The sequence below is a fragment of the Leptotrichia sp. oral taxon 498 genome, from assembly GCF_002240055.1.
Classification (GTDB): Bacteria; Fusobacteriota; Fusobacteriia; order Fusobacteriales; family Leptotrichiaceae; genus Leptotrichia; species Leptotrichia rugosa.
On the sequence record NZ_CP016753.1, the window covers coordinates 1,447,352 to 1,465,437 of the forward strand.

The window sequence follows — 18,086 nt, forward strand, 5'->3', positions numbered from 1 at the left end:
AGAGAATGGAGGATTTTTGTGAAAGAAAATAAGGAAAAAGTTTTAGTATTTTATGTGAAAGGCTCTGGAAAAAAGCCTTATAGAGTTGCTTTTTGGAAGGAAGAAAATTCTAGAGATATACATAGTGGCTGCGGTTGCCCCGCAGGCAAAAGAATGCAATATTGTAAACACAGATTTCAACTAATTGAAGGTGATTTGACTAATTTAGATGATTCAACTGAAAATGCAAAAGAAAAACTAGAAATTTTGTATAATTGGCTTGAAGATAGTGATATTGGAGATTTTTTTGAAGAATTTATAATGGCTAAGACTGGTGAAAAAATACAAAATTTAGCAAATAAAGTCAACTTTATATACTCTAAAGACATGCTCAAGCGTGTAGAATATAAACATGCAATTCAAAAAAAATTATACACATTTGATCCGATTGAATTATCCTTAAAAAAGTTTTTAGAATTTTTAGAAAATGGATATTTAATAATTGAATCAAAAAATCATTACAATGTTTTTGATGTAAATGATGAGCTTTATTATGGCAGTTTTAAGGGTGATTTCGACTTATCTAAAAACACTAATCGTTTAAAATTAAATACTTATACTTGCTCCGAGTATTTGACGGAAGCATTTAATTATTTTAACATGATTAATATATCAGAAATTAATCAAAGAATGAAAGAAATCATGAAATAGCAGAAATGTGGTTCAAAAAGGATATTTTGATACTACAAGATGTTGATTTTAAAAAATATATGAAGATGATAACAAAAAATATTGATACATAATAAATCTAAGTAGGGTTAATTTTGGTTTCAAAATATAAAAAGACGGAGGAATCAAAATGAAAAAATTATTTGTAATTTTAACATTAGCATTTGTTAGTGCTAACACATTCACAGAAACATTACATTTTAAAAATTGTAAGGAAGCTAGATCGAAAGGGTATAAAAACATCAAAAAGGGTGAGCCTGGATATGCAAGACATTTAGATAGGGACAGAGATGGAATTGCTTGTGAAAGCAAATAAATTTTAATAAAGAGTTATTCAAAAAATTGGAATAGCTCTTTTTTTTGTAAAAAAAATCTTGACTTAGTAGATTAAATAAGGTACAATTAGTTGAAAAAATTTTAAATTTAAAGTATGCTAAATAAGGTACAAAAGGAGGAAAATAATGAATACTGGAAATGTGTATGAAATTTTAGATAACGAAATAAGGTTGAAGTATAATTCCAGAGCTGAATTTGGTAGAAAAGTTGGAATGACAAGACAAGGTGTAAAAGTATTTATGGATATTCTAAAAAATAACAACTCTGGAAATAGTTTCAATAAAATCTCAAGAATACTTGAAAAAGCTGGTTACAAAATTGAAATAAAAAAAATTATTTGATTGTTTTGATAATTTTTTTCATTAAATCAAATAATTCATCTATTTTTTTATCATTATTTTCCATAATAATTACTCCTTTCACTAAAGATGTAATTATTTTAATAATGATTGAATTACAATTCAAAAGAAAAGAGAGGAGGTGTGAGATGAAAATAAAAAAACTATGGATAAAGATTATATCCATAGTGGCTGAATTTTGGATTAATATATTGCTGTTTCATATACCTGTAAGATTTAAGAAGTTTTTCTTTGTAAATATCTACAAAATAGTGATAGCGAGTATATTAATCATTTTAGGAATTATATCGTTTTTTATTTTAAAATTCCTATTATAAATCCAAATAATGCTGAAGTACCTTGGTCAACAAGGAATTTAGCGAATTCTTCAGGATCTTGGAATTCATAATATTTTTGAATAGAGAGTTTCAAAACAGAACTTCCACACTTGTAAATGTATTTTGAAAATTGATTCAGGAAGACAACTAATTCTTCAGAATTAATCATAAAAATTACTGGGTATATTTTAATAAAAATATAACTCGAAATTGCTAATCGGAATGCGATTTCAATATTAATGCCTTGTTCGACATAAAACATAACAATTTCTTTTATCGTAGGTTTAATAATACTTACAGGAATATTTTCAATAACAACTTCAAATTCTTCTTCTTGAGTAGAATTGTAAGCACCAATAGCGGAATTTATAACATTATTCCAATGATTGTAATTTTTTAAATAAACTTCGGACAAAATTTTAATATTTGAACTTATAGACTCAAATTGTCTGTGAATATCAGGAAAATTAATTTGTTTTGCCTGGATGTTTAGATTATTTAAATTAACAAGATTTGTTTGTTGGTTGATTACATAAGCATTTCGAAATGCTGAATTATTAACAGCTTCTTGTAATTTTTGAACATTATTCATTGCTGATTGGATTCTTTGAATATTAGGATTATCCAGCAATCTTTGAGCAGCTTCCATAGAAGCAAACAAATTTTTAGGAATAAGCATAATAACACCTCCTTTCAGTTGTAAGATGTTTGGCGATATTATTATAACTCAAAAGGGGGTAAAAATGAAATAAAGGAGGTGGGAGAAATGGATAAGCTAAGTAAATGTCTAAAAGCAAAAGATAAAATAGAAAATGACAAAGCATTAAAAGGAGTTTGTGTTTTTATAGTTGATCCACAAGGAAATAAGATAGGTTATATCATGGTCAATGAAAAATTAGAAGTTATGGATAGATTAGAAAAAGGATACAAGGTAAACGGGGAATAGTTCTCCCCGTAAATTATTAAAGTTTTATTATAGAAACACTAGCTTTTACATTGCCGTTTGTTACTATTACGTACCAATGGTCATGATGTGGAATAGGAATTTTAACTGGAGACTGTTTATAATGTCCACCATAATATTTTACACTTCTTCTATTTTTATAATTTGATAGATTGGTGTAATTGACAAGCATAACATCACATTCTGTTCCTATTAGTCTGACTTCTACAATATTACCTTGAGATAAGTGTTTTAAATCAAAAAGTAAATATTTCAAAAGAATCTACTCCTTTCTGAATTATATATTTTAGAAGATACTGGCAAGTAAAACTGAAAATATATAATTTCAAATTTAATTTATTATACTTTGTTAGCACTCTTTAATATTTGTTGCTAACATAATTAGTGTATCACAATATTTGGTGTTTTTCAAGGAGAAAAAAATGTTTAAAGAATTTTTAGAAAAATGTCTAAGATATGGAAATTTGTATATCTTAGAAGAAACAGGGGACAGGAAAAAGGTTAAGAGAATTAGCAAGAGGCACGGTAAAGTAACTGAAGCAAGTGTACTGCTATTTGATTCAGGAACAAAAAGGACTACGGTAAATGAAATATATCTTAACAGTCAAGGATATTTTATAATTCGAGATCAGAAAAGATTGAAATTGGAAAGATTTAAGTAACAAAAAAGCACTCCAAAGAGTGCTAACAAAAATTTATAAAATACTACATCTTGTATTAATTATAACATAAATTGTTAAAAAACACAAGATGTAGGGAGAGGAAAAAAGATGAGGGATATAAGAAAAAAAGGCTGGTTCTGGGTTGAGAATGAACTAATAGATAGAACTGACTTGTCATTTGAAGTCAAATCAATGTATATGATTTTAGCAAGGTTTGCGGACGCAGAAGGAAAATGCTTTCCGAGCGTTGAGAAATTGGCTGAAATTATAGGAAAAGATAAAAGAACAGTAATAAGATATATGAAAAAGCTGGAAGAAAAAGGATTAATTGAGAAAAAGAGAAGATTCAATCAAACAAACATTTATTATCTAAAAAATGTTGCTCTTAATAGTGACAAAATTGATAATGACAAAAATGATAGTGACATAGTTGTCACTTCCCTAGATGACACAGGTGTCACTTCCGATAGTGACAAAAATGTAAATCTAAAAAAACACAATGAAAAAAACACAATTAAAAATACCCAATATAATATAAAAGAAAAAAGTAAAAAAGAAAAGACAAAAAGTAAAATTGAAGACTTTGTAAATAAACTTGAAAAATCAGATGAATACAAAGCCTTGATTTTAGAATACATAAAATATCGCAAAGAAATAAAAAAAACACTAAAGACAATAGCTCCTATTAGCAAATTATTGAAAGATTTTCCTGATTCCAAACGGCTTTCGGAAGCAATAGAAATCGCTAAAGAAAGAGAATGGACAGGATTAGAGCCTGAATGGGTAGAGAACTATAAAAATACAAAAAACGGAGGAAATAGCAATGCAAAAGGTGTCAGATATAATAAAACAGAGGGTAGAAAGAATAAAGCTGGAGAAAGAAAACCAAACTACGACATTGAGTTTTAGCAGTTTCCCATCATTTTCCGATGTTGACATGGCGGAAAACAAGAAAAAAGGAGAAATAAAATATTTTAAAAGATTATCGAGTTTGCCTAAAAAAATTAATAATTGCACTTTTGAAAAAGCAATTGTAAAAAGTGACAAAGAGAAAAAAATAAAAGTTATGCTTGAAAAATACTGCAAAAACTTTGAAATGGCTCTCAAGAACGGAATAGGACTGTATTTTTACGGTGTAAGAGGGACAGGCAAGACTTTTTATAGCTTGTGCATTTATAACAAATTATGCAAGAATTACAGAGTTTACCGCACAAGCTTGATGAACATTTACAAAAGAATAAAAAAAACTTGGAAAATGCAAGATCAGGATGAAGAAGATGTGCTTAATGACTTATTAAAAGCAGACTTGATAATTCTTGATGACTTAGGTAAAGAGTATTTAAGTCAAGAGTGGGGAAAAGAAAAACTGTTTGATATATTTAATATGCTTTACGAAAAAGAAAAATGCTTAATAATCTCAACAACGTTAGATCCTGAGCAGATGTCGGAATATTTAAGCATAAATGGCAGCGATGATGTTCTTGACAGGTTAAAAGAGAACTGCAAAGGTCTAGCATTTAATTGGGAAAGCAGAAGAAAAGAAGTGAAAAAAGAAATTTTTGAAGAAATTTTTGGGTAGGAGAATAAATGGAGAAAATACAAAGTGAAATAAAAAAACTGGAAACTGAAAACAAAAAGATGAGAACAGCTAACAAGAGAATGCAGAAAACGATAAATGAGAAAACAAAAGCAATTAACGAGAATGGAATTTTGATTGAAAAAAATAATCAGAAAATCAGTAAGCTGGTTAAGTTGCTGGAAAAGAGAGCGGAGAAATGATAAAACTCGAATTGTCAGTAATGCCGCCATCTGTAAATTCATTGTGGGTAAACAAACCAAATGGGAGATACAAGTCTAAAAAGGGCAAGATATTCGAGGAAACGGCTCGTAGTGAACTTAAAAAGCAATTTAGGTGTAAACCTTTGGCTAATGGTTTAAAAGTCCGTATACGGCTTTATTTCAAGGATAAAAGAAAAAGAGATATAGACAACTACAATAAGGCTATTTTGGATTCGATGACTAAAATTATTTATGAAGATGATTCGCAGATTGAAGAACTAAATGTGAAAAAGTTAGTTGGCTGTGGATTTGATAAAGTGGAAATAGAAGTGGAGGGAATTAAATAATGGATAAAATATTATATCTTGTATCATTTAAATATGGAGATAGATTTGGTGATACAAATTCTGGAAATTGCACGGTTTTTATTAAAAAAGGGGACTATTCGGAAAGCGAAGTTCTCGAAATGTTCATCAAGGGTATAAAAACAAGTTTTAGCTTTAGAAACGAACAAATAGTAATAACAAACATAATTAATTTAACAAAAATAAGAAGGGAACTGGAAGAATAATGGAACAATGGAATAAATTAGTTGAATTAGTAAAAGAATTTTATATTGTATTCGGACAGCAGGAATTTTTAGAAAAAGAAATGACTGACGAGAGAATGGGATTAAGAGAAAAATTATTTGATGAAGAATTGAAAGAATATGAAGTAGCAGAAAAAAATAATAACAAGGTTGAAATGCTAGATGCTGTTTGTGACATGTACTACATCTACATTGGAACGTTATTAGAACTTCATAAAGGCAATATTGGAGATGTTGCTTCAAGGATATTTTTTCTATCAGATGAAAAAACGGATTTTCTTTTTAAACTGGAAACGAAAAACGGATTTGATAAAATTTTATCTGAAGCATTCGAGGAAGTCCACAGAAGCAATATGTCAAAACTGGAAAATGGGAAAGCAATTTTCAGGGAAGATGGAAAAATATTGAAAGGTAAAAATTATTTTAGACCAAATCTGGAAAATTTTTTTTAATAACTTATGTATACACAAGTTAAAGTGCATAAGAAAAAATTAGGAGGAATATTAATGAATGAATTAATGAACATAGAAAGCAGAAACACATTGACAAGTTTGGAAGTGGCACAAATAGTAGGAAAAGAACATAAAAATATTTTAGCTGATATTAGAGATGAAATCAGTAAATTAGGAGAGGAAAGAGGTCGGCTAATTTTTCAGCCAACCACCTATATAGATAATTTTAACAGAAGTCAACCGATGTTTCTTTTGAATTACAAAGGAGTGCTACAACTTGGGGCAAGATATAATGCTGAAACAAGATTTAGACTTATTGAAAAGATTGAACAACTTCAAAAACCAATGACAATAGAAGATATGATCATATTGCAGGCAAATGAAATGAAGAGTGTTAAACATAGAATTGACGTTGTAGAAAACAAAGTTGACAATGAGATAAGAATAGACCATACGGAACAAAGAAAATTGCAGAAAACAATAGCAACAAGAGTTTATCAAAGACTAGATGTGATAGATGCTGACAGAAATTTAATGTTTCCAGCAATTTACAGAGATTTAAAGGACAGGTTTGGAGTTGCAAGTTATCGTGATATTAAGAGAAAGGACTTAACTGAAGCATTAGCATATGTGCAGAACTGGATAGAAAAAGCAGAATTGAGAAATTGAAATAGAAGAAATTGATTGGATTAATAAAAGGACAATGACAACTGAATAATAACTGTGATTTGTAATATTTTACTTTACAATGTCAAAAAAACTCTAAATTTTTGTTGCACTTTTGCTACTTTTAAGATATAATTTAATTGTCAAATGATAACAAGAGGAGGGTGGCAATATGGAAAAAATAATAAATGTTGCTCAATATATTTTTAATGAATATAAAAGAGTGACAGGAGAAATTATTGATGAAATGAAATTACAGAAGTTGCTGTATTTTTCCCAAAGGGAAACAATTGCTATTTTAAATGAACCTCTTTTTAATGAGATGTTTGAAGGCTGGAAGTATGGACCTGTATCAAGAGAGGTACGAACTTCTTACACAACAGATGGAATAAACTATGAAACAGAAGACATAAAAAGTGAAAGTAAATACATAATAAACAATGTAATTCAAGAATACGGAGCATTAGCATCGTGGAAGTTAAGTGCATTAACACATAAGGAAATTTCTTGGCTCAATTCTCGAAAAGGGCTTAAAAAAGAAGAAAACGGAAGGATTAAAATTCAAACTGAAGATATAAGAGAAGACGCAAAGAAAGTAAGACCTTATGATTATGTGTGGGATATGTACTATGATGAATTTGACGACTATGAAGCGGTGGTTTGATGGTAGGAAAAATAGTTAGATGTTTAACTCAATATTACGATACAAGATTACATAGAAATTCAATAAAATCAAGACCTGCTTTAGTATTAAGAAGTCCTGGAAATGATGATTATGTAGTTCTTCCTATTTCAACTATTCCAAACAGAATAAATGTAAATCCAGTATATGATATAGAAATAGATCCGTCAAAATTTCCTAAAATAAACTTGACTAGATTATCGTATATTAGGACACATAGAATGGTTTCGATACCAATGCAGCAGATAGATACAAGTGTTATAATAGGAGATTTGAAATCAGATTACGAAGAACTATTTTTGAAAATAGCGGAAAAAGTAGAGCAGTTTCATAATGAAGTTATGGAAGGGTTGTTAGAATAGCAATTAAAAATATTTAAAATCACAGTTATTAATTTAGCTGTGATTTTTTTATGCAAATAGTAAATAAAATATAAAAATAGCAAAAATTATATGATAGTATAAATTAAAACATATATAAAATATAAAAAATGATAAAATTATGTTTTAAAAATAGAGGATGGAGAAAAAGTGGATGAGAATGTATTAGAAAGAATGAAGTCAAGACTTTTAAATGGAATAAAAGTAAATGACAGCGATTTTAATTTTATGAAGTTAAATGCTAATTTGTTCAAGAATATTAAATTTATTAAGAGAAGGAAGGCTAAGAGAAAATGTCTAAAAGAATGAGCAGAGAAAACCAAAAACTAATTTACTGGTTTATAGACTGCTACGCCTACAAGCTAAAAGGAGTAGATATAAATTGGCAGACTAGCAAGCAAAAGCCTGCCATTTCAGATTATTTTTTATACAAGGCAAAGGAGGACTTGAAAAAACTTTATATCAGGCACAGCGGAATTAATTTGAAAGGTTACAAGCCTTTTAAAAATATAGAAGAAAAATTAAGAATCAGATTGAATGAAGTTTTGGATAAGAATTATACAAAGGAAACTAAGATAAATATTGTAACAAATGATTTAATAGATTTTGTCCGGGAAGAAATGCAAAGATTTTTATTAACTCTTACAGGCACATTTAGCCTAAAACTTGATATAATGAGCAATAAGGGGGCAATATCATTTACTAATTATTTATTTGATTATTTTCTTCAGAACGATATTGATATGTGGCAAGAGATACACGAACTATACAGACAACAGGAAAACAGGAACTGGGTGTACTGGATGTTAAAAAAGAAAATATGTGTTATTACAGGAAAGCCAAATGCACAATTAGCACATATTTCAAAAAGTGCTGGAGCATTAGGAGGCTACAAATATGACAAAGGGATAGGAAACAGTTATTTGCCTTTGTCAGCAGAGTGGCATATAGGAGTGGATCATGGAGTTGGTGGCGGCAGAAACAAATTAATGTCAAAACTGAAAGAGCTGAATATAGAGCCTTTTGAGATAAGGACTGAGGAAGAAGTCAAGGAATTAAAGAGAATATATAAAGGACATTTTAAAGGATTTAAGGAGAGATAAAATGGCAGAATTAAAAGAAGGTATTTTGAAACTTTTTAAGGAACATTATGGGATGACAGATGAAGAAGCTCAAGAATATTACAAGGAACAATTTGAAATAGTAAAGAAAACAGCAGTAAAAGAAGAAGTGGAAGGGTTAAGGCGAGAATGTATGGATGTACTGGATGAAGTAAACAAAACAGGGAAAGTTCCTGAACTTATATTTTAAAGTTCAGTCGCAGAAAGTCGTTTTAATTAGAAAAAAAATTAGGAGGATAAAATGAAAACACATGATTTAAAAATAGAAAAGAAATACTTTAACGATGTTATAGCAGAAAGAAAAAAATTTGAAGTAAGAAAAAATGATAGAGATTACCAAGTAAATGATATTTTATCTTTAAATGAATATGATAAAGATAAACAAGTATATACTGGTAGACATATTTCAGTCAAAGTATTGTATATTTTAGATGATAGCGCTTTTTTAAAAGAAGGATACGTTGTCCTTTCTATAGCTATTATAAAATAGATAATTATGGAGAGGATTTGGAATGAAAAAAATATTATTAGCAGGACTTTTAGTGATAACTATAAGTTGTAGTACATATTACGAGAAATTTCAACAAGAATGCAGGCAATATAAAGTTGTTAAAAAGTTAAAATCTAAAACAAGTAAAAAAATATATCTGAAATTTGAGAACGGAAGCATACATGAAGTGTCGCCGATATTGAAATATGAGGATATAGAAGAAAATCGTAAATTGGAGAAATGTGATTTTTAGAAAAAGTTTTAGAAATTAGGACAATGACAGTTGAATATTTTTGGTCTTGAGGTATAATATATATTATATTTTAGGAGGAAAAATAATTTATGTGGAAATTCTTAGGGACTCCAACTGTTCAAGGAGCAATTTCAGGAGCTATTGTTGCTTTAGTTGGAACTATTTTAAATAATTATATAAATGTAAAGAATAATAATAAAATTATAAAGAGTAATTTGGAAAATTTAGAAAAAACATTAAACCATAATAAAGAAAATTTAGAAAAAGAGCAAAAATTCAAAGAAAAAATTGAAGAAAAGAAGTTTTTGAGAGAGAAATTAGAAATTATAGCTGAAGAAATTGTAAAAGATCACAATAAAATAGGTGAAATTTTTGGACAATTAGCTAAAGGTGTTGACATTGAAAAAGTAAAAGAAAAATGTGAATATAAAAAAGAAATCGAAAACGCTTTTTTGTTAAGTTTATTATATTTTGAGGAATTGCAGAGGTTATTAAAACATTATAATTACAGAACGATAAAGATATACAAGTTAATGAACAACAAATTTTCAAAAGAGGAAGATGAAAAACTTTTAGTAGAAGTATATGAAGAGGAGTATCACGAGACGAGTGTTGAATTTAACTATCCTATTATAAAAAAAGGAAGACAAGGAGTATATGACAAAATACTAAAACAGTTAAAAATAGAAGCTAAAAAATTAACAGAATAATTTAAAGAGTCCAATTTTATTTGGACTTTTTTCGTGAGAAAATGAATAAAAGTAGAAAGGAAAATAGAAATAAATGAACGAAAAAGATATAGACAGAATAGCAGACAAAATAATAGAAAGAATGAAAAATGATAAAGAAATAAAAACAGAGAAACAATTAACACCATTTCAAAAGACAGAAAAGTTATTATCTGAATTATCACTATTGAAAGGTGCTATTGATTCTAAAAATATGCTTATAGAGGATTTGAAGAAAGAGGGAATATCAATTCATAAAAAGGAAACGGGTGTTAATGTACAAACTAGTAAGGTGTATCTATCTGAACTAGAAAAGGTTGAAAATAGGATTGAAAAATTACAGGAAGAAATCGTAAGAATAGAAAACGTTGTTAATATGGTTGAAAGAGCATTAGATACTATTAAAAATAATAAATATTACGATATAATAGAAATGAAGTATTTTGATGATTTAACATTTGAGTACATAGCAGAAAAATTGGATATAAGCGAAAGAACAGCTAAAAGACACAAAAATTATATGATTAGGCAATTACAGCTTATTATTTTTTCAGATGATGTATTAAAAAGCATATTGAATTAAAAATTGTCACTTTTTTGTCCTTGTATATAATTTTTAATATGTTATAATATGTCAAGATGAAAGAGTATGAGTTGAGTACTTGTTATTGAATCCTTGATTTTATATAAGGACAAGACAGTTTAAAAGCTGCCTTTTTTAATAAATACTTTTTGTATATCGCCTTGTGATTCGGCAGCCGCTTAGGATTGCAAGGTATTTTTATTTTTGAGGAGGCGGTAGCATTGAAATTAAATGCAAGGCAGAAAGCTTTTTGTGAATATTATGTAGCTTGTGGAAATGCTACTGAATCCGCAATAAAGGCTGGGTATAGTGAAAAATATACAAATAAAAATGTTAGTAAAATACGGCAAAATACGGCAGTACAGGAATACATAAAAGAATTACAAGAAAAAGCAAAAACGAGTAGAATAATGACAGCTGTTGAAAGACGAGAGTTTTTAACAGAAGTTATTAAAAACGGAAATGAAAAGGTACAGGATAGATTAAAGGCATTAGATATTTTGAATAAAATGGATGGTGAATATATTGAGAAAATGCAGCTGTCAGGACAGTTAAATACCAATCCTTTTTCTGGACTTACTATCAAAGAGCTAAGAGCGTTAGCTGGTGGTAAGGGTGGATAAGATGGAAGTGATACGGCTGGAAGCAACTAAGGAGCTTTCACGACGGAATTTGCGAGATTTCCTTATTTTTGATGGGAATGGAAGATATAAAAATTCTAGGCATATACAGTTTTTGAGTGATAAGGCCCAGCAGTTTTTGGAAGATGTGAAAGCTGGTAAAAGTCCAAGACTTTATATTTGTATGCCGCCACGACATTCTAAATCGGAAACTATGACGAAGAAATTTCCTGCTTGGATAATTGGGAATAATCCTGACTATGAGATTATAATTGCGAGTTATTCAATGGATTTGGCTAGAGATTTTGGGAAAATAGCGAGAGATACTTATAGGGAACACAGTAGAAATGGGACTGGGATTTTTAATAATATCATTGACAGGGATAAGAGTGCCGGTGATAACTGGGGAATTTCAGAACATCGTGGTGCTGTTGTGAGTACAGGTGTTGGAGGAAGTGCAACAGGTAAGGGGGCGCATATTGCGATTATTGATGATCCGTTTAAAAATAGGGAAGACGCTAACAGTAAACTTCAAAGAGACAAGGTCTGGGCCTGGTATCAGTCAACTATTCGGACAAGATTGGCACCTGGTGGCGGGATTATAATTATTCAAACCAGGTGGCATGAGGATGACTTGGTCGGTAGAATTTCTAAAGAGATGGAAAGCGGTACAGGAGAAGTTTTTGATGGTATTGTGCTTCCAGCGATTGCCGAAGAAAATGATATTTTAGGAAGAAATGTTGGAGAGGCGTTATGGGAAGAACGGTACGGATTGAAAGAACTTAAAAATATTAAAAAGGCGATAGGTAGCCGTGAATTTGCGGCACTTTATCAGCAGAGACCCCAAATTGAAGACGGCGGACTTTTTAAACGGCAGTACTTTAAATATTTCGATATTGATAATGACTTCATCAAAACTGCTGATAAAAATGTAAATGTGAAAGATTGCTTCTATTTTCAAACAATAGATACCGCTATGAGTACTCGAAAGAATAGTGATTATACGGCAATTGCCACTTTTATGTGCGACAGGGAATGGAACTTGTATTTAGTTGATTTAATGCTTGAAAGATTGGAAGTTCCTGACCAATGGAATGTGATTAAGGAATTTAGGAATAGATATAAATTGAGATTTCAAGCTATTGAGAGCAAAAGTAGCGGTATTGGGATAATTCAGCAGGCGAACAGAGAGGGAATGCCCTTAAAGGAGTTGAAAGCCGATACAGATAAAATGACAAGGGCCTTGAACATATCAGTTATGTTTGAAAATGGGAAAGTTTATTTCAATAAAAATTTAGATAAACTTTTTGAGCTTGAAGAGGAACTTTTGAAATTTCCAAATGCTTTGCATGATGACGCTGTTGATGTGTGCAGTTATGCGGGCATTGTTATAAATGATTTGATTCAAAATTCAAAAAGATATATTAGAAAATTTATAAGTGTATAGAAAGGAGGAAATGTGAGTATCAGGGAAAATGTAGTAAGTGCTTTGGTAAAAGAAATAATATCACTTGGTTCTGTTTCTTATAGCGGAGATATTGACGATGAAACATTGCAGAAGATGTTGGCTGATGTCGATGTGGCACAGGCTATACAGCTTATGACGCAAAGTGTAACATCTAAAGAGTGGAAAATTGAGACAGATGTTCCTGAGTATCTGGAAACGGCTGAAAGCATTCAAGAAAGATTTAATAATTTTAATATGGTTAAACTTTTGGAAAATGTGCTGAGAGCGGAAATATATAAGAAATCTATATTTGAGATTATTTATGGCAAAGATGATACAGGAGGGACAGTGATTGATGATTTGGTACTGTTGCCAAATAAATATATAAAATATAACAAGGATAACGGTTGGACGATTAAAACTCGTGATAGTGAGATTGTTATTGCGAAAGAACCCAACCGTTTTTTAGTTTGCGTTAATGAAGAAAGACTGGATAATTTACAGGGAAGTTCAGATTTGTTGCCTCTTGTTCCTGTATTCAAGGCTAAAGAGCATTTGGAGAGCAAGTTAAATGCGATTATAGAAAAATATGGGGACATTATAACAGTATTCGCTTATGAACCTGCTGTTGAAACAGATCCGCCAGAAGTTATTAAAGCTAGGCAAAAAGATGTGGAAGCGCAGGCTAAAGATTTAAAAAATGCTAAAGGTAAAGATGTGTTGGCAGTACCGAGTGCCGGGGAAAAATCGCTTGATGACTTCATAAAATTTATTAAATTAGATGACTTGAAACCTGAAATCTATCAGGAATTATTGAGTGAGAAGTCAAAAGCCGTGCAGAGATATTTACTTGGAAGTACATTAGTAGTTGGAGTGGATGGAAATAGCGGTAACAGGGCCTTGGGTGAAGTTCATAAGGAACAGCAAAATTATAAGATAGAATCTAAAGTCAAAAAGATTAGGGACTGGATTCAAAAACTTATCGAGCTGGATTCTGTCTTGTATGGGTACGACCCCAGCAAGTTTTATTTTAAGTTTGTCGAAGAGATTGACGAAAAAGAAACATTGGAGCTGGAAGATAAGAAAGCGAAAACTATGACTGAGAAAGTGAACTCTATAGTTAAAATTATGGAGAGCGGATATGCCTTTACTAAAGATAAGATAGCAGAAATGCTGGGTGTGGATGTGATTGACTTGGTGGAAGTAGAGAAGGCTGAAGTAAGTGAATTTGCTAAAGGTAAAAAAAAACTGAATATCAATAAAATAAATGAGAAACGAAAATTAATTGAAAGGAATCAGGCTAGATTTGACAGATTTGTTGAAAATAATTTTAAAAGATGGCAGAAGGATGTATTGAAAGCTGTACAAGAAAAGATAGAAAAAGCTAAAGATATTTCAGATTTCTATGACTTGAACTTTAACTATGAAAATATACTGGAAGACTTAATGCTGATGTCGACTTTGCAGGGATTTGACAATGCCGCTATGGTCGATAGCGGGGTAACAGAATTTGCAAATACTAGAACCAAGACAAAGAATGCCGCACTTGATAATTTCCTGAAAAAACATCCTGCCTTATACACTGATGTGGAAAAAGAAATGGATTATTCACGGCAAAAGTATTTTTGGATAAAGAAGGTTACAGATGTCAATGTGACAGAAAAAATATTTAAGCAGATGTCGAATACACTCGAGAATGGCGGAACATTTAAAGACTGGAAAAAAGATGTTGATAAAATACTGTCAGAGAGCGGATTAAAGCTAAATGAGGGATATTTAAAAACCGTATTCAGAACAAATATGAATCACGCCTATAACGCAGGTATTCATTTGAAAGTTGACAAGTACAAAGAGCGTTATCCATATTATCGCTACTGCGGTATTTTAGATGGAAGAGAACAGCAGCATACAAAGGAACTTGACGGGAAAATATTTAAAGTGGGAACGCCTGAAGCTGACAAATACTTTCCGCCAAATGGATTTAATTGCAGATGTTATACCGTATCCCTAACTGAAGATGAAGTAGATCCGAGTGAAGTTGTAAGCAGTGATGACATTGGTTTGGATGTGGGAAGTTTTGCGGATAATATAGGCGATGTTGGCTATATAGAAACACTTGAGAATAGTTATAGGCAAAAAGTTAAAATTGTTGAAGAAATTGAAAATGAAGTATTGCAAAAAGTTGAAAATAGAGTTAAAATTAATTATAAAGAAGCCGATGATAAAATTATTAAAAAATATGAGAATAAAACTTTTGAAGTCTTTGGATATAATCCAGGAGATGGAGAATTAACAAAGAAAGAAGTAGAGTCATTTAAAAGATACACAGGCGATGAATATACAAAAATAAATAAATATCTCCGTGGCGAAGTGAAAGATGACATGATTTACGATGAGTATTATGGAGATTACTATGGATTAGGTAATGTTACATCGGATATAAAGAGAGTTTTATCTAAACATAAACTAGAAGATGACTTAAAATTATATCGAGGTGTTAGTGAACCAGAATTTAACTATTTAAAAGAAAATAACACTTTTAATCAATTTATATCAACTTCATTTGATGAAAATATAGCAAATGATTTTATGGATGAAGTTGAAAATTCAAAAGCGTATAAAGTAATTGTAAATGCTCCAAAAGGGACTCAGGGTCTTTACATTAATGGTAAAGGTGCTTATGAGGATGAAAAAGAATTCATATTAAATGTTGGGCAAAAGTATAAGATTTTAAAATTTGAAGATGGTATTTTACATTTGGAAGTGATGAAAAATGAATGAAAAAACTAAATTGAAAAAGTTAAGAGAAAAATACAGTAATTTAGATCACCCACATTGGACAAAAGAGCAGTGGCTAAAAAAAATAGATGTTATCTTTAAAGAAGGTCATTGGAGTGAAAAATGGGATTTAAAAACACAGATTATAAGAGAGCTTGAAAAATGCTATACTGCACCTAGAAAGAGAGCTAAAGTATTAGAAAGTGAGTTAGCATATTTAGGGGATAAAGATGTTCAACGAAAAAGAGAAGTTGAGAGTATTTTAGAAAAGGAAAAGAAAAGCAGATGGAGCATTTTCAATAAAAGAGTAGATGATGCATTAAAATGGTACAACCAATTATAAAAAAGGTAAATTTATAGAAAGGTTGTGGAAAGAATGGAAGGAAAAAAATCATTAACCGAAGCTCTAAAAATATTTAAAGAAGGTATTTCTGATGACATGTTTGAACCTGAAGAAACTCAAGAAGAGAGAAATGCAAGATTTGCAAAAATGACGCCAAAAGAAAGAATAAAAGCAATAATTTCTGAGGCATTCGATTCGGCTAATGACGGTTTTTAACAGAGGAAGAAGAAAAAGAGTACGGGTACGAATAGCTACCGAAAACTGGTCACAGTTATTAATTTAGCTGTGATTTTTTTTATGAAAGGAAATATTATGAGAATTACTATAACAACCAATCTCGATAGTGTAGGTTCCAGTTTTAAGGAAAGACTTGGAAGCGTCAGTAAAGAAGAAATGTTTGACGAGATAGCGTTTTATATGGAAAATGAAATGCGAAAAAGGTTTGACAGCGGAACAGATTATCAGGGAAATGCGTGGGCCTCTTTGAAAATCAGAAAAGGGAAACCGCTTAATGACACAGGAATGCTTAAAGGCTCTTTGGGGACAGCTACGATAAAGGGAAACAGTATTTCAATATTCAGTAATTTAGTTTATGCAGGAATTCACGATAGAGGTGGAACTATAACGCCTAAGAATGCTAAAGTTCTGCATTTTAAAGTCGACGGTACTGATTACTTTGCCAAATCGGTAACTATTCCTAAGCGGCAGTTTAGCGGTATCAGTGATAAAAATAAAGAGGATTTGAAAAAAATTATTAATGATTATCTTGTTAATAAAAAATTATTTTTATAAATTATGATTCAGTTGTATGCTGAATTTTTTTTTATTATATAAATTTTTTAAAAGGAAAGGAGCAAAAAATATGTCTTTTGTGTTATTCAAAGCTGGAGATTATGGTAATAAAGGTAAATGGGATAACAAACATTTAGCTAATCTTATTAATAATAAAAAAGAGCTGGATATAATCCCTTATCATACAAGCGAGTTTACAAAACTTGGAGTATTGAGAAATGAAATTCCGGTTATTGGGAAGTTCAAAGATATAAATATTAAAGGCGATGAGATAGTTGCTGATAATGTTGAAATCTTTGACAGAAAAGAATTTAAGAACCGTAAGGTCGACAGGCTTTCTGTTGAGATTGAAAATGGGGAGATAACTCGTGTTGGCGCACTTCCTGTTGGGGTTGAACCTGCTGTCAGCAATAGCGGAAGTTTTGCTGAAGGAGAGTTTTCTCAAGGATTTGAGATGGATTGGATTAATCAAAATAATATAATTGAATTTAGCGACGGTGGAAGTGCCGAAGATAAAAATAATAATGGAGGAAAAGACGGAATGAATTTTGAAGAATTTTTGAAAAAATTGTTGGAAGCTGGAAGTGAAGACAAGATAAAAGCGGTCAATGAAGTATTGAAAACCTTGTCTGAAGAAGAATTGAAAAAAGTTGAGATTCCAAAAGACAAAGGGCCTGATAAAACTGAAGACGAAATTAGAGCGGAAGTTAAAAAAGAGTTTGCAAGGGAGCAGGAAATAAGAGAATTTATGTTAAAGAATTCTAACAAGATAACACCTGCCTTGAAAAAATTAGGGATCGAAGAGTTTATTAAACAATCTTTTGAAAATAATGACGGCGTTATTGAATTTTCTGTAAACGGCAATAATCAATCAGTTAAGTCGAGCGATATTTTATCTAAACTGTTTGAAAACTTGCCAAGTTTTGGTGGGCATAAGCCGCTGGAGTTTGGCGGCGATGATGATGAAGTTTCAAGACAGCAGCAAATGATAGCCGATGAAATAGCAGGATATAAAGCTAGAAACAATATTAAATAAG

The 18,086-nt window shown here is 30.5% G+C and carries 30 protein-coding genes; 28 read left to right on the forward strand and 2 right to left on the reverse strand.

The window, feature by feature from the left end:
- Positions 1-18: 18 nt before the first annotated feature.
- The 3 genes from BCB68_RS07195 (at position 19) to BCB68_RS07205 (ending at position 1,385) form a co-directional block, all read left to right on the forward strand.
- Positions 19-690 (forward strand): hypothetical protein, encoded by a 672-nt coding sequence (locus BCB68_RS07195; RefSeq protein ID WP_094080157.1) that lies wholly within the window; start codon positions 19-21, stop codon positions 688-690.
- Between the two features lie 148 nt (positions 691-838).
- Positions 839-1,024 carry an excalibur calcium-binding domain-containing protein gene (locus tag BCB68_RS07200; protein WP_068157166.1) on the forward strand — a complete coding sequence of 62 codons (186 nt, stop codon included), beginning with the start codon at positions 839-841 and terminating at the stop codon, positions 1,022-1,024.
- 145 nt (positions 1,025-1,169) lie between these two features.
- Positions 1,170-1,385: a hypothetical protein gene (locus BCB68_RS07205; protein WP_094080158.1), complete on the forward strand. Its 216-nt coding sequence runs from the start codon at positions 1,170-1,172 to the stop codon at positions 1,383-1,385.
- A gap of 312 nt (positions 1,386-1,697) precedes the next feature.
- Here the strand turns inward: BCB68_RS07205 and BCB68_RS07215 are convergent, their stop codons facing one another.
- On the reverse strand, positions 1,698-2,399 hold the full coding sequence (locus BCB68_RS07215; RefSeq protein WP_094080160.1) for a hypothetical protein: 702 nt from the start codon (positions 2,397-2,399) through the stop codon (positions 1,698-1,700).
- Positions 2,400-2,486: 87 nt separating this feature from the next.
- On the opposite strand from BCB68_RS07215, the gene BCB68_RS07220 reads away from it, so the two are divergent.
- Complete coding sequence (locus BCB68_RS07220) at positions 2,487-2,666, forward strand: hypothetical protein (protein WP_094080161.1); 180 nt, start codon at positions 2,487-2,489, stop codon at positions 2,664-2,666.
- Positions 2,667-2,682: 16 nt separating this feature from the next.
- Here BCB68_RS07220 and BCB68_RS07225 read toward each other — a convergent pair whose 3' ends face one another.
- On the reverse strand, positions 2,683-2,940 hold the full coding sequence (locus tag BCB68_RS07225) for a DUF1883 domain-containing protein (protein ID WP_157697367.1): 258 nt from the start codon (positions 2,938-2,940) through the stop codon (positions 2,683-2,685).
- 166 nt (positions 2,941-3,106) lie between these two features.
- On the opposite strand from BCB68_RS07225, the gene BCB68_RS07230 reads away from it, so the two are divergent.
- The 24 genes from BCB68_RS07230 (at position 3,107) to BCB68_RS07340 (ending at position 18,085) form a co-directional block, all read left to right on the forward strand.
- A complete protein-coding gene (locus tag BCB68_RS07230) occupies positions 3,107-3,346 on the forward strand; it encodes a hypothetical protein (RefSeq protein WP_094080163.1) in 240 nt (79 codons plus the stop codon).
- Between the two features lie 108 nt (positions 3,347-3,454).
- Positions 3,455-4,255, forward strand: a complete 801-nt coding sequence (locus BCB68_RS07235; protein WP_094080164.1) for a helix-turn-helix domain-containing protein — start codon at positions 3,455-3,457, stop codon at positions 4,253-4,255.
- Positions 4,170-4,925 (forward strand): ATP-binding protein, encoded by a 756-nt coding sequence (locus BCB68_RS07240; RefSeq protein WP_094080165.1) that lies wholly within the window; start codon positions 4,170-4,172, stop codon positions 4,923-4,925. The genes BCB68_RS07235 and BCB68_RS07240 overlap by 86 nt, the downstream gene beginning before the upstream one ends.
- Positions 4,926-4,933: 8 nt before the next feature.
- Positions 4,934-5,125 carry a hypothetical protein gene (locus BCB68_RS07245; RefSeq protein WP_094080166.1) on the forward strand — a complete coding sequence of 64 codons (192 nt, stop codon included), beginning with the start codon at positions 4,934-4,936 and terminating at the stop codon, positions 5,123-5,125.
- Positions 5,122-5,472, forward strand: a complete 351-nt coding sequence (locus BCB68_RS07250; RefSeq protein WP_094080167.1) for a RusA family crossover junction endodeoxyribonuclease — start codon at positions 5,122-5,124, stop codon at positions 5,470-5,472. Before BCB68_RS07245 ends, BCB68_RS07250 begins: the two co-directional genes overlap by 4 nt.
- Positions 5,472-5,696 carry a hypothetical protein gene (locus BCB68_RS07255; RefSeq protein ID WP_094080168.1) on the forward strand — a complete coding sequence of 75 codons (225 nt, stop codon included), beginning with the start codon at positions 5,472-5,474 and terminating at the stop codon, positions 5,694-5,696. The genes BCB68_RS07250 and BCB68_RS07255 overlap by 1 nt, the downstream gene beginning before the upstream one ends.
- Complete coding sequence (locus tag BCB68_RS07260) at positions 5,696-6,166, forward strand: nucleoside triphosphate pyrophosphohydrolase family protein (RefSeq protein WP_094080169.1); 471 nt, start codon at positions 5,696-5,698, stop codon at positions 6,164-6,166. Before BCB68_RS07255 ends, BCB68_RS07260 begins: the two co-directional genes overlap by 1 nt.
- Before the next feature lie 54 nt (positions 6,167-6,220).
- The gene (locus BCB68_RS07265) at positions 6,221-6,835 is read left to right on the forward strand and encodes a Rha family transcriptional regulator (RefSeq protein WP_068154623.1); all 615 of its coding nucleotides are present in this window, start codon (positions 6,221-6,223) and stop codon (positions 6,833-6,835) included.
- A gap of 169 nt (positions 6,836-7,004) precedes the next feature.
- A complete protein-coding gene (locus BCB68_RS07270) occupies positions 7,005-7,496 on the forward strand; it encodes a Panacea domain-containing protein (RefSeq protein ID WP_094080171.1) in 492 nt (163 codons plus the stop codon).
- Positions 7,496-7,876 (forward strand): type II toxin-antitoxin system PemK/MazF family toxin, encoded by a 381-nt coding sequence (locus BCB68_RS07275; protein WP_094080172.1) that lies wholly within the window; start codon positions 7,496-7,498, stop codon positions 7,874-7,876. The genes BCB68_RS07270 and BCB68_RS07275 overlap by 1 nt, the downstream gene beginning before the upstream one ends.
- Before the next feature lie 168 nt (positions 7,877-8,044).
- Positions 8,045-8,203, forward strand: coding sequence for a hypothetical protein (locus tag BCB68_RS10570; RefSeq protein WP_157697368.1), 159 nt, complete (start codon positions 8,045-8,047; stop codon positions 8,201-8,203).
- Positions 8,188-8,997: a putative HNHc nuclease gene (locus tag BCB68_RS07280; RefSeq protein WP_094080173.1), complete on the forward strand. Its 810-nt coding sequence runs from the start codon at positions 8,188-8,190 to the stop codon at positions 8,995-8,997. The genes BCB68_RS10570 and BCB68_RS07280 overlap by 16 nt, the downstream gene beginning before the upstream one ends.
- A gap of 1 nt (position 8,998) precedes the next feature.
- Positions 8,999-9,205, forward strand: a complete 207-nt coding sequence (locus tag BCB68_RS07285) for a hypothetical protein (protein WP_094080174.1) — start codon at positions 8,999-9,001, stop codon at positions 9,203-9,205.
- Between the two features lie 51 nt (positions 9,206-9,256).
- The gene (locus tag BCB68_RS07290) at positions 9,257-9,505 is read left to right on the forward strand and encodes a DUF3850 domain-containing protein (RefSeq protein WP_094080175.1); all 249 of its coding nucleotides are present in this window, start codon (positions 9,257-9,259) and stop codon (positions 9,503-9,505) included.
- Positions 9,506-9,527: 22 nt separating this feature from the next.
- Entirely contained in the window at positions 9,528-9,758 is a 231-nt protein-coding gene (locus BCB68_RS07295; protein ID WP_094080176.1) for a hypothetical protein, read from the forward strand.
- A gap of 89 nt (positions 9,759-9,847) precedes the next feature.
- Positions 9,848-10,468 carry a hypothetical protein gene (locus tag BCB68_RS07300; RefSeq protein ID WP_094080177.1) on the forward strand — a complete coding sequence of 207 codons (621 nt, stop codon included), beginning with the start codon at positions 9,848-9,850 and terminating at the stop codon, positions 10,466-10,468.
- Positions 10,469-10,541: 73 nt separating this feature from the next.
- Positions 10,542-11,069, forward strand: coding sequence for an RNA polymerase sigma factor (locus BCB68_RS07305; RefSeq protein ID WP_094080178.1), 528 nt, complete (start codon positions 10,542-10,544; stop codon positions 11,067-11,069).
- Positions 11,070-11,290: 221 nt separating this feature from the next.
- The gene (locus BCB68_RS07310; RefSeq protein WP_094080179.1) at positions 11,291-11,692 is read left to right on the forward strand and encodes a terminase small subunit; all 402 of its coding nucleotides are present in this window, start codon (positions 11,291-11,293) and stop codon (positions 11,690-11,692) included.
- Position 11,693: 1 nt separating this feature from the next.
- Positions 11,694-13,136: a phage terminase large subunit gene (terL, locus tag BCB68_RS07315; protein WP_094080180.1), complete on the forward strand. Its 1,443-nt coding sequence runs from the start codon at positions 11,694-11,696 to the stop codon at positions 13,134-13,136.
- A 12-nt stretch (positions 13,137-13,148) separates the two neighbouring features.
- Entirely contained in the window at positions 13,149-15,917 is a 2,769-nt protein-coding gene (locus BCB68_RS07320; protein ID WP_094080181.1) for a phage portal protein family protein, read from the forward strand.
- Complete coding sequence (locus BCB68_RS07325) at positions 15,910-16,257, forward strand: hypothetical protein (protein WP_094080182.1); 348 nt, start codon at positions 15,910-15,912, stop codon at positions 16,255-16,257. Before BCB68_RS07320 ends, BCB68_RS07325 begins: the two co-directional genes overlap by 8 nt.
- 24 nt (positions 16,258-16,281) lie before the next feature.
- Complete coding sequence (locus BCB68_RS07330; RefSeq protein ID WP_157697370.1) at positions 16,282-16,473, forward strand: hypothetical protein; 192 nt, start codon at positions 16,282-16,284, stop codon at positions 16,471-16,473.
- A 96-nt stretch (positions 16,474-16,569) separates the two neighbouring features.
- Complete coding sequence (locus BCB68_RS07335) at positions 16,570-17,049, forward strand: phage virion morphogenesis protein (RefSeq protein WP_157697371.1); 480 nt, start codon at positions 16,570-16,572, stop codon at positions 17,047-17,049.
- Between the two features lie 70 nt (positions 17,050-17,119).
- Positions 17,120-18,085: a hypothetical protein gene (locus BCB68_RS07340; protein WP_094080185.1), complete on the forward strand. Its 966-nt coding sequence runs from the start codon at positions 17,120-17,122 to the stop codon at positions 18,083-18,085.
- The last annotated feature ends 1 nt before the right edge of the window (position 18,086 follow it).

Coding starts and splice junctions, on each gene's coding strand:
- BCB68_RS07285 (WP_094080174.1), top strand. CDS start 8,999: ATGGCAGAATTAAAAGAAGGTATTTTGAAACTTTTTAAGGAACATTAT.
- BCB68_RS07250 (WP_094080167.1), top strand. CDS start 5,122: ATGATAAAACTCGAATTGTCAGTAATGCCGCCATCTGTAAATTCATTG.
- BCB68_RS07215 (WP_094080160.1), bottom strand. CDS start 2,399: ATGCTTATTCCTAAAAATTTGTTTGCTTCTATGGAAGCTGCTCAAAGA.
- BCB68_RS07335 (WP_157697371.1), top strand. CDS start 16,570: ATGAGAATTACTATAACAACCAATCTCGATAGTGTAGGTTCCAGTTTT.
- BCB68_RS07305 (WP_094080178.1), top strand. CDS start 10,542: ATGAACGAAAAAGATATAGACAGAATAGCAGACAAAATAATAGAAAGA.
- BCB68_RS07240 (WP_094080165.1), top strand. CDS start 4,170: ATGCAAAAGGTGTCAGATATAATAAAACAGAGGGTAGAAAGAATAAAG.
- BCB68_RS07265 (WP_068154623.1), top strand. CDS start 6,221: ATGAATGAATTAATGAACATAGAAAGCAGAAACACATTGACAAGTTTG.
- BCB68_RS07275 (WP_094080172.1), top strand. CDS start 7,496: ATGGTAGGAAAAATAGTTAGATGTTTAACTCAATATTACGATACAAGA.
- BCB68_RS07245 (WP_094080166.1), top strand. CDS start 4,934: ATGGAGAAAATACAAAGTGAAATAAAAAAACTGGAAACTGAAAACAAA.
- BCB68_RS07280 (WP_094080173.1), top strand. CDS start 8,188: ATGTCTAAAAGAATGAGCAGAGAAAACCAAAAACTAATTTACTGGTTT.
- BCB68_RS07205 (WP_094080158.1), top strand. CDS start 1,170: ATGAATACTGGAAATGTGTATGAAATTTTAGATAACGAAATAAGGTTG.
- BCB68_RS07340 (WP_094080185.1), top strand. CDS start 17,120: ATGTCTTTTGTGTTATTCAAAGCTGGAGATTATGGTAATAAAGGTAAA.
- BCB68_RS07300 (WP_094080177.1), top strand. CDS start 9,848: ATGTGGAAATTCTTAGGGACTCCAACTGTTCAAGGAGCAATTTCAGGA.
- BCB68_RS07230 (WP_094080163.1), top strand. CDS start 3,107: ATGTTTAAAGAATTTTTAGAAAAATGTCTAAGATATGGAAATTTGTAT.
- BCB68_RS07260 (WP_094080169.1), top strand. CDS start 5,696: ATGGAACAATGGAATAAATTAGTTGAATTAGTAAAAGAATTTTATATT.
- BCB68_RS07220 (WP_094080161.1), top strand. CDS start 2,487: ATGGATAAGCTAAGTAAATGTCTAAAAGCAAAAGATAAAATAGAAAAT.
- BCB68_RS07235 (WP_094080164.1), top strand. CDS start 3,455: ATGAGGGATATAAGAAAAAAAGGCTGGTTCTGGGTTGAGAATGAACTA.
- BCB68_RS07270 (WP_094080171.1), top strand. CDS start 7,005: ATGGAAAAAATAATAAATGTTGCTCAATATATTTTTAATGAATATAAA.
- BCB68_RS07325 (WP_094080182.1), top strand. CDS start 15,910: ATGAATGAAAAAACTAAATTGAAAAAGTTAAGAGAAAAATACAGTAAT.
- BCB68_RS07290 (WP_094080175.1), top strand. CDS start 9,257: ATGAAAACACATGATTTAAAAATAGAAAAGAAATACTTTAACGATGTT.
- BCB68_RS07295 (WP_094080176.1), top strand. CDS start 9,528: ATGAAAAAAATATTATTAGCAGGACTTTTAGTGATAACTATAAGTTGT.
- BCB68_RS07255 (WP_094080168.1), top strand. CDS start 5,472: ATGGATAAAATATTATATCTTGTATCATTTAAATATGGAGATAGATTT.
- terL (WP_094080180.1), top strand. CDS start 11,694: ATGGAAGTGATACGGCTGGAAGCAACTAAGGAGCTTTCACGACGGAAT.
- BCB68_RS07200 (WP_068157166.1), top strand. CDS start 839: ATGAAAAAATTATTTGTAATTTTAACATTAGCATTTGTTAGTGCTAAC.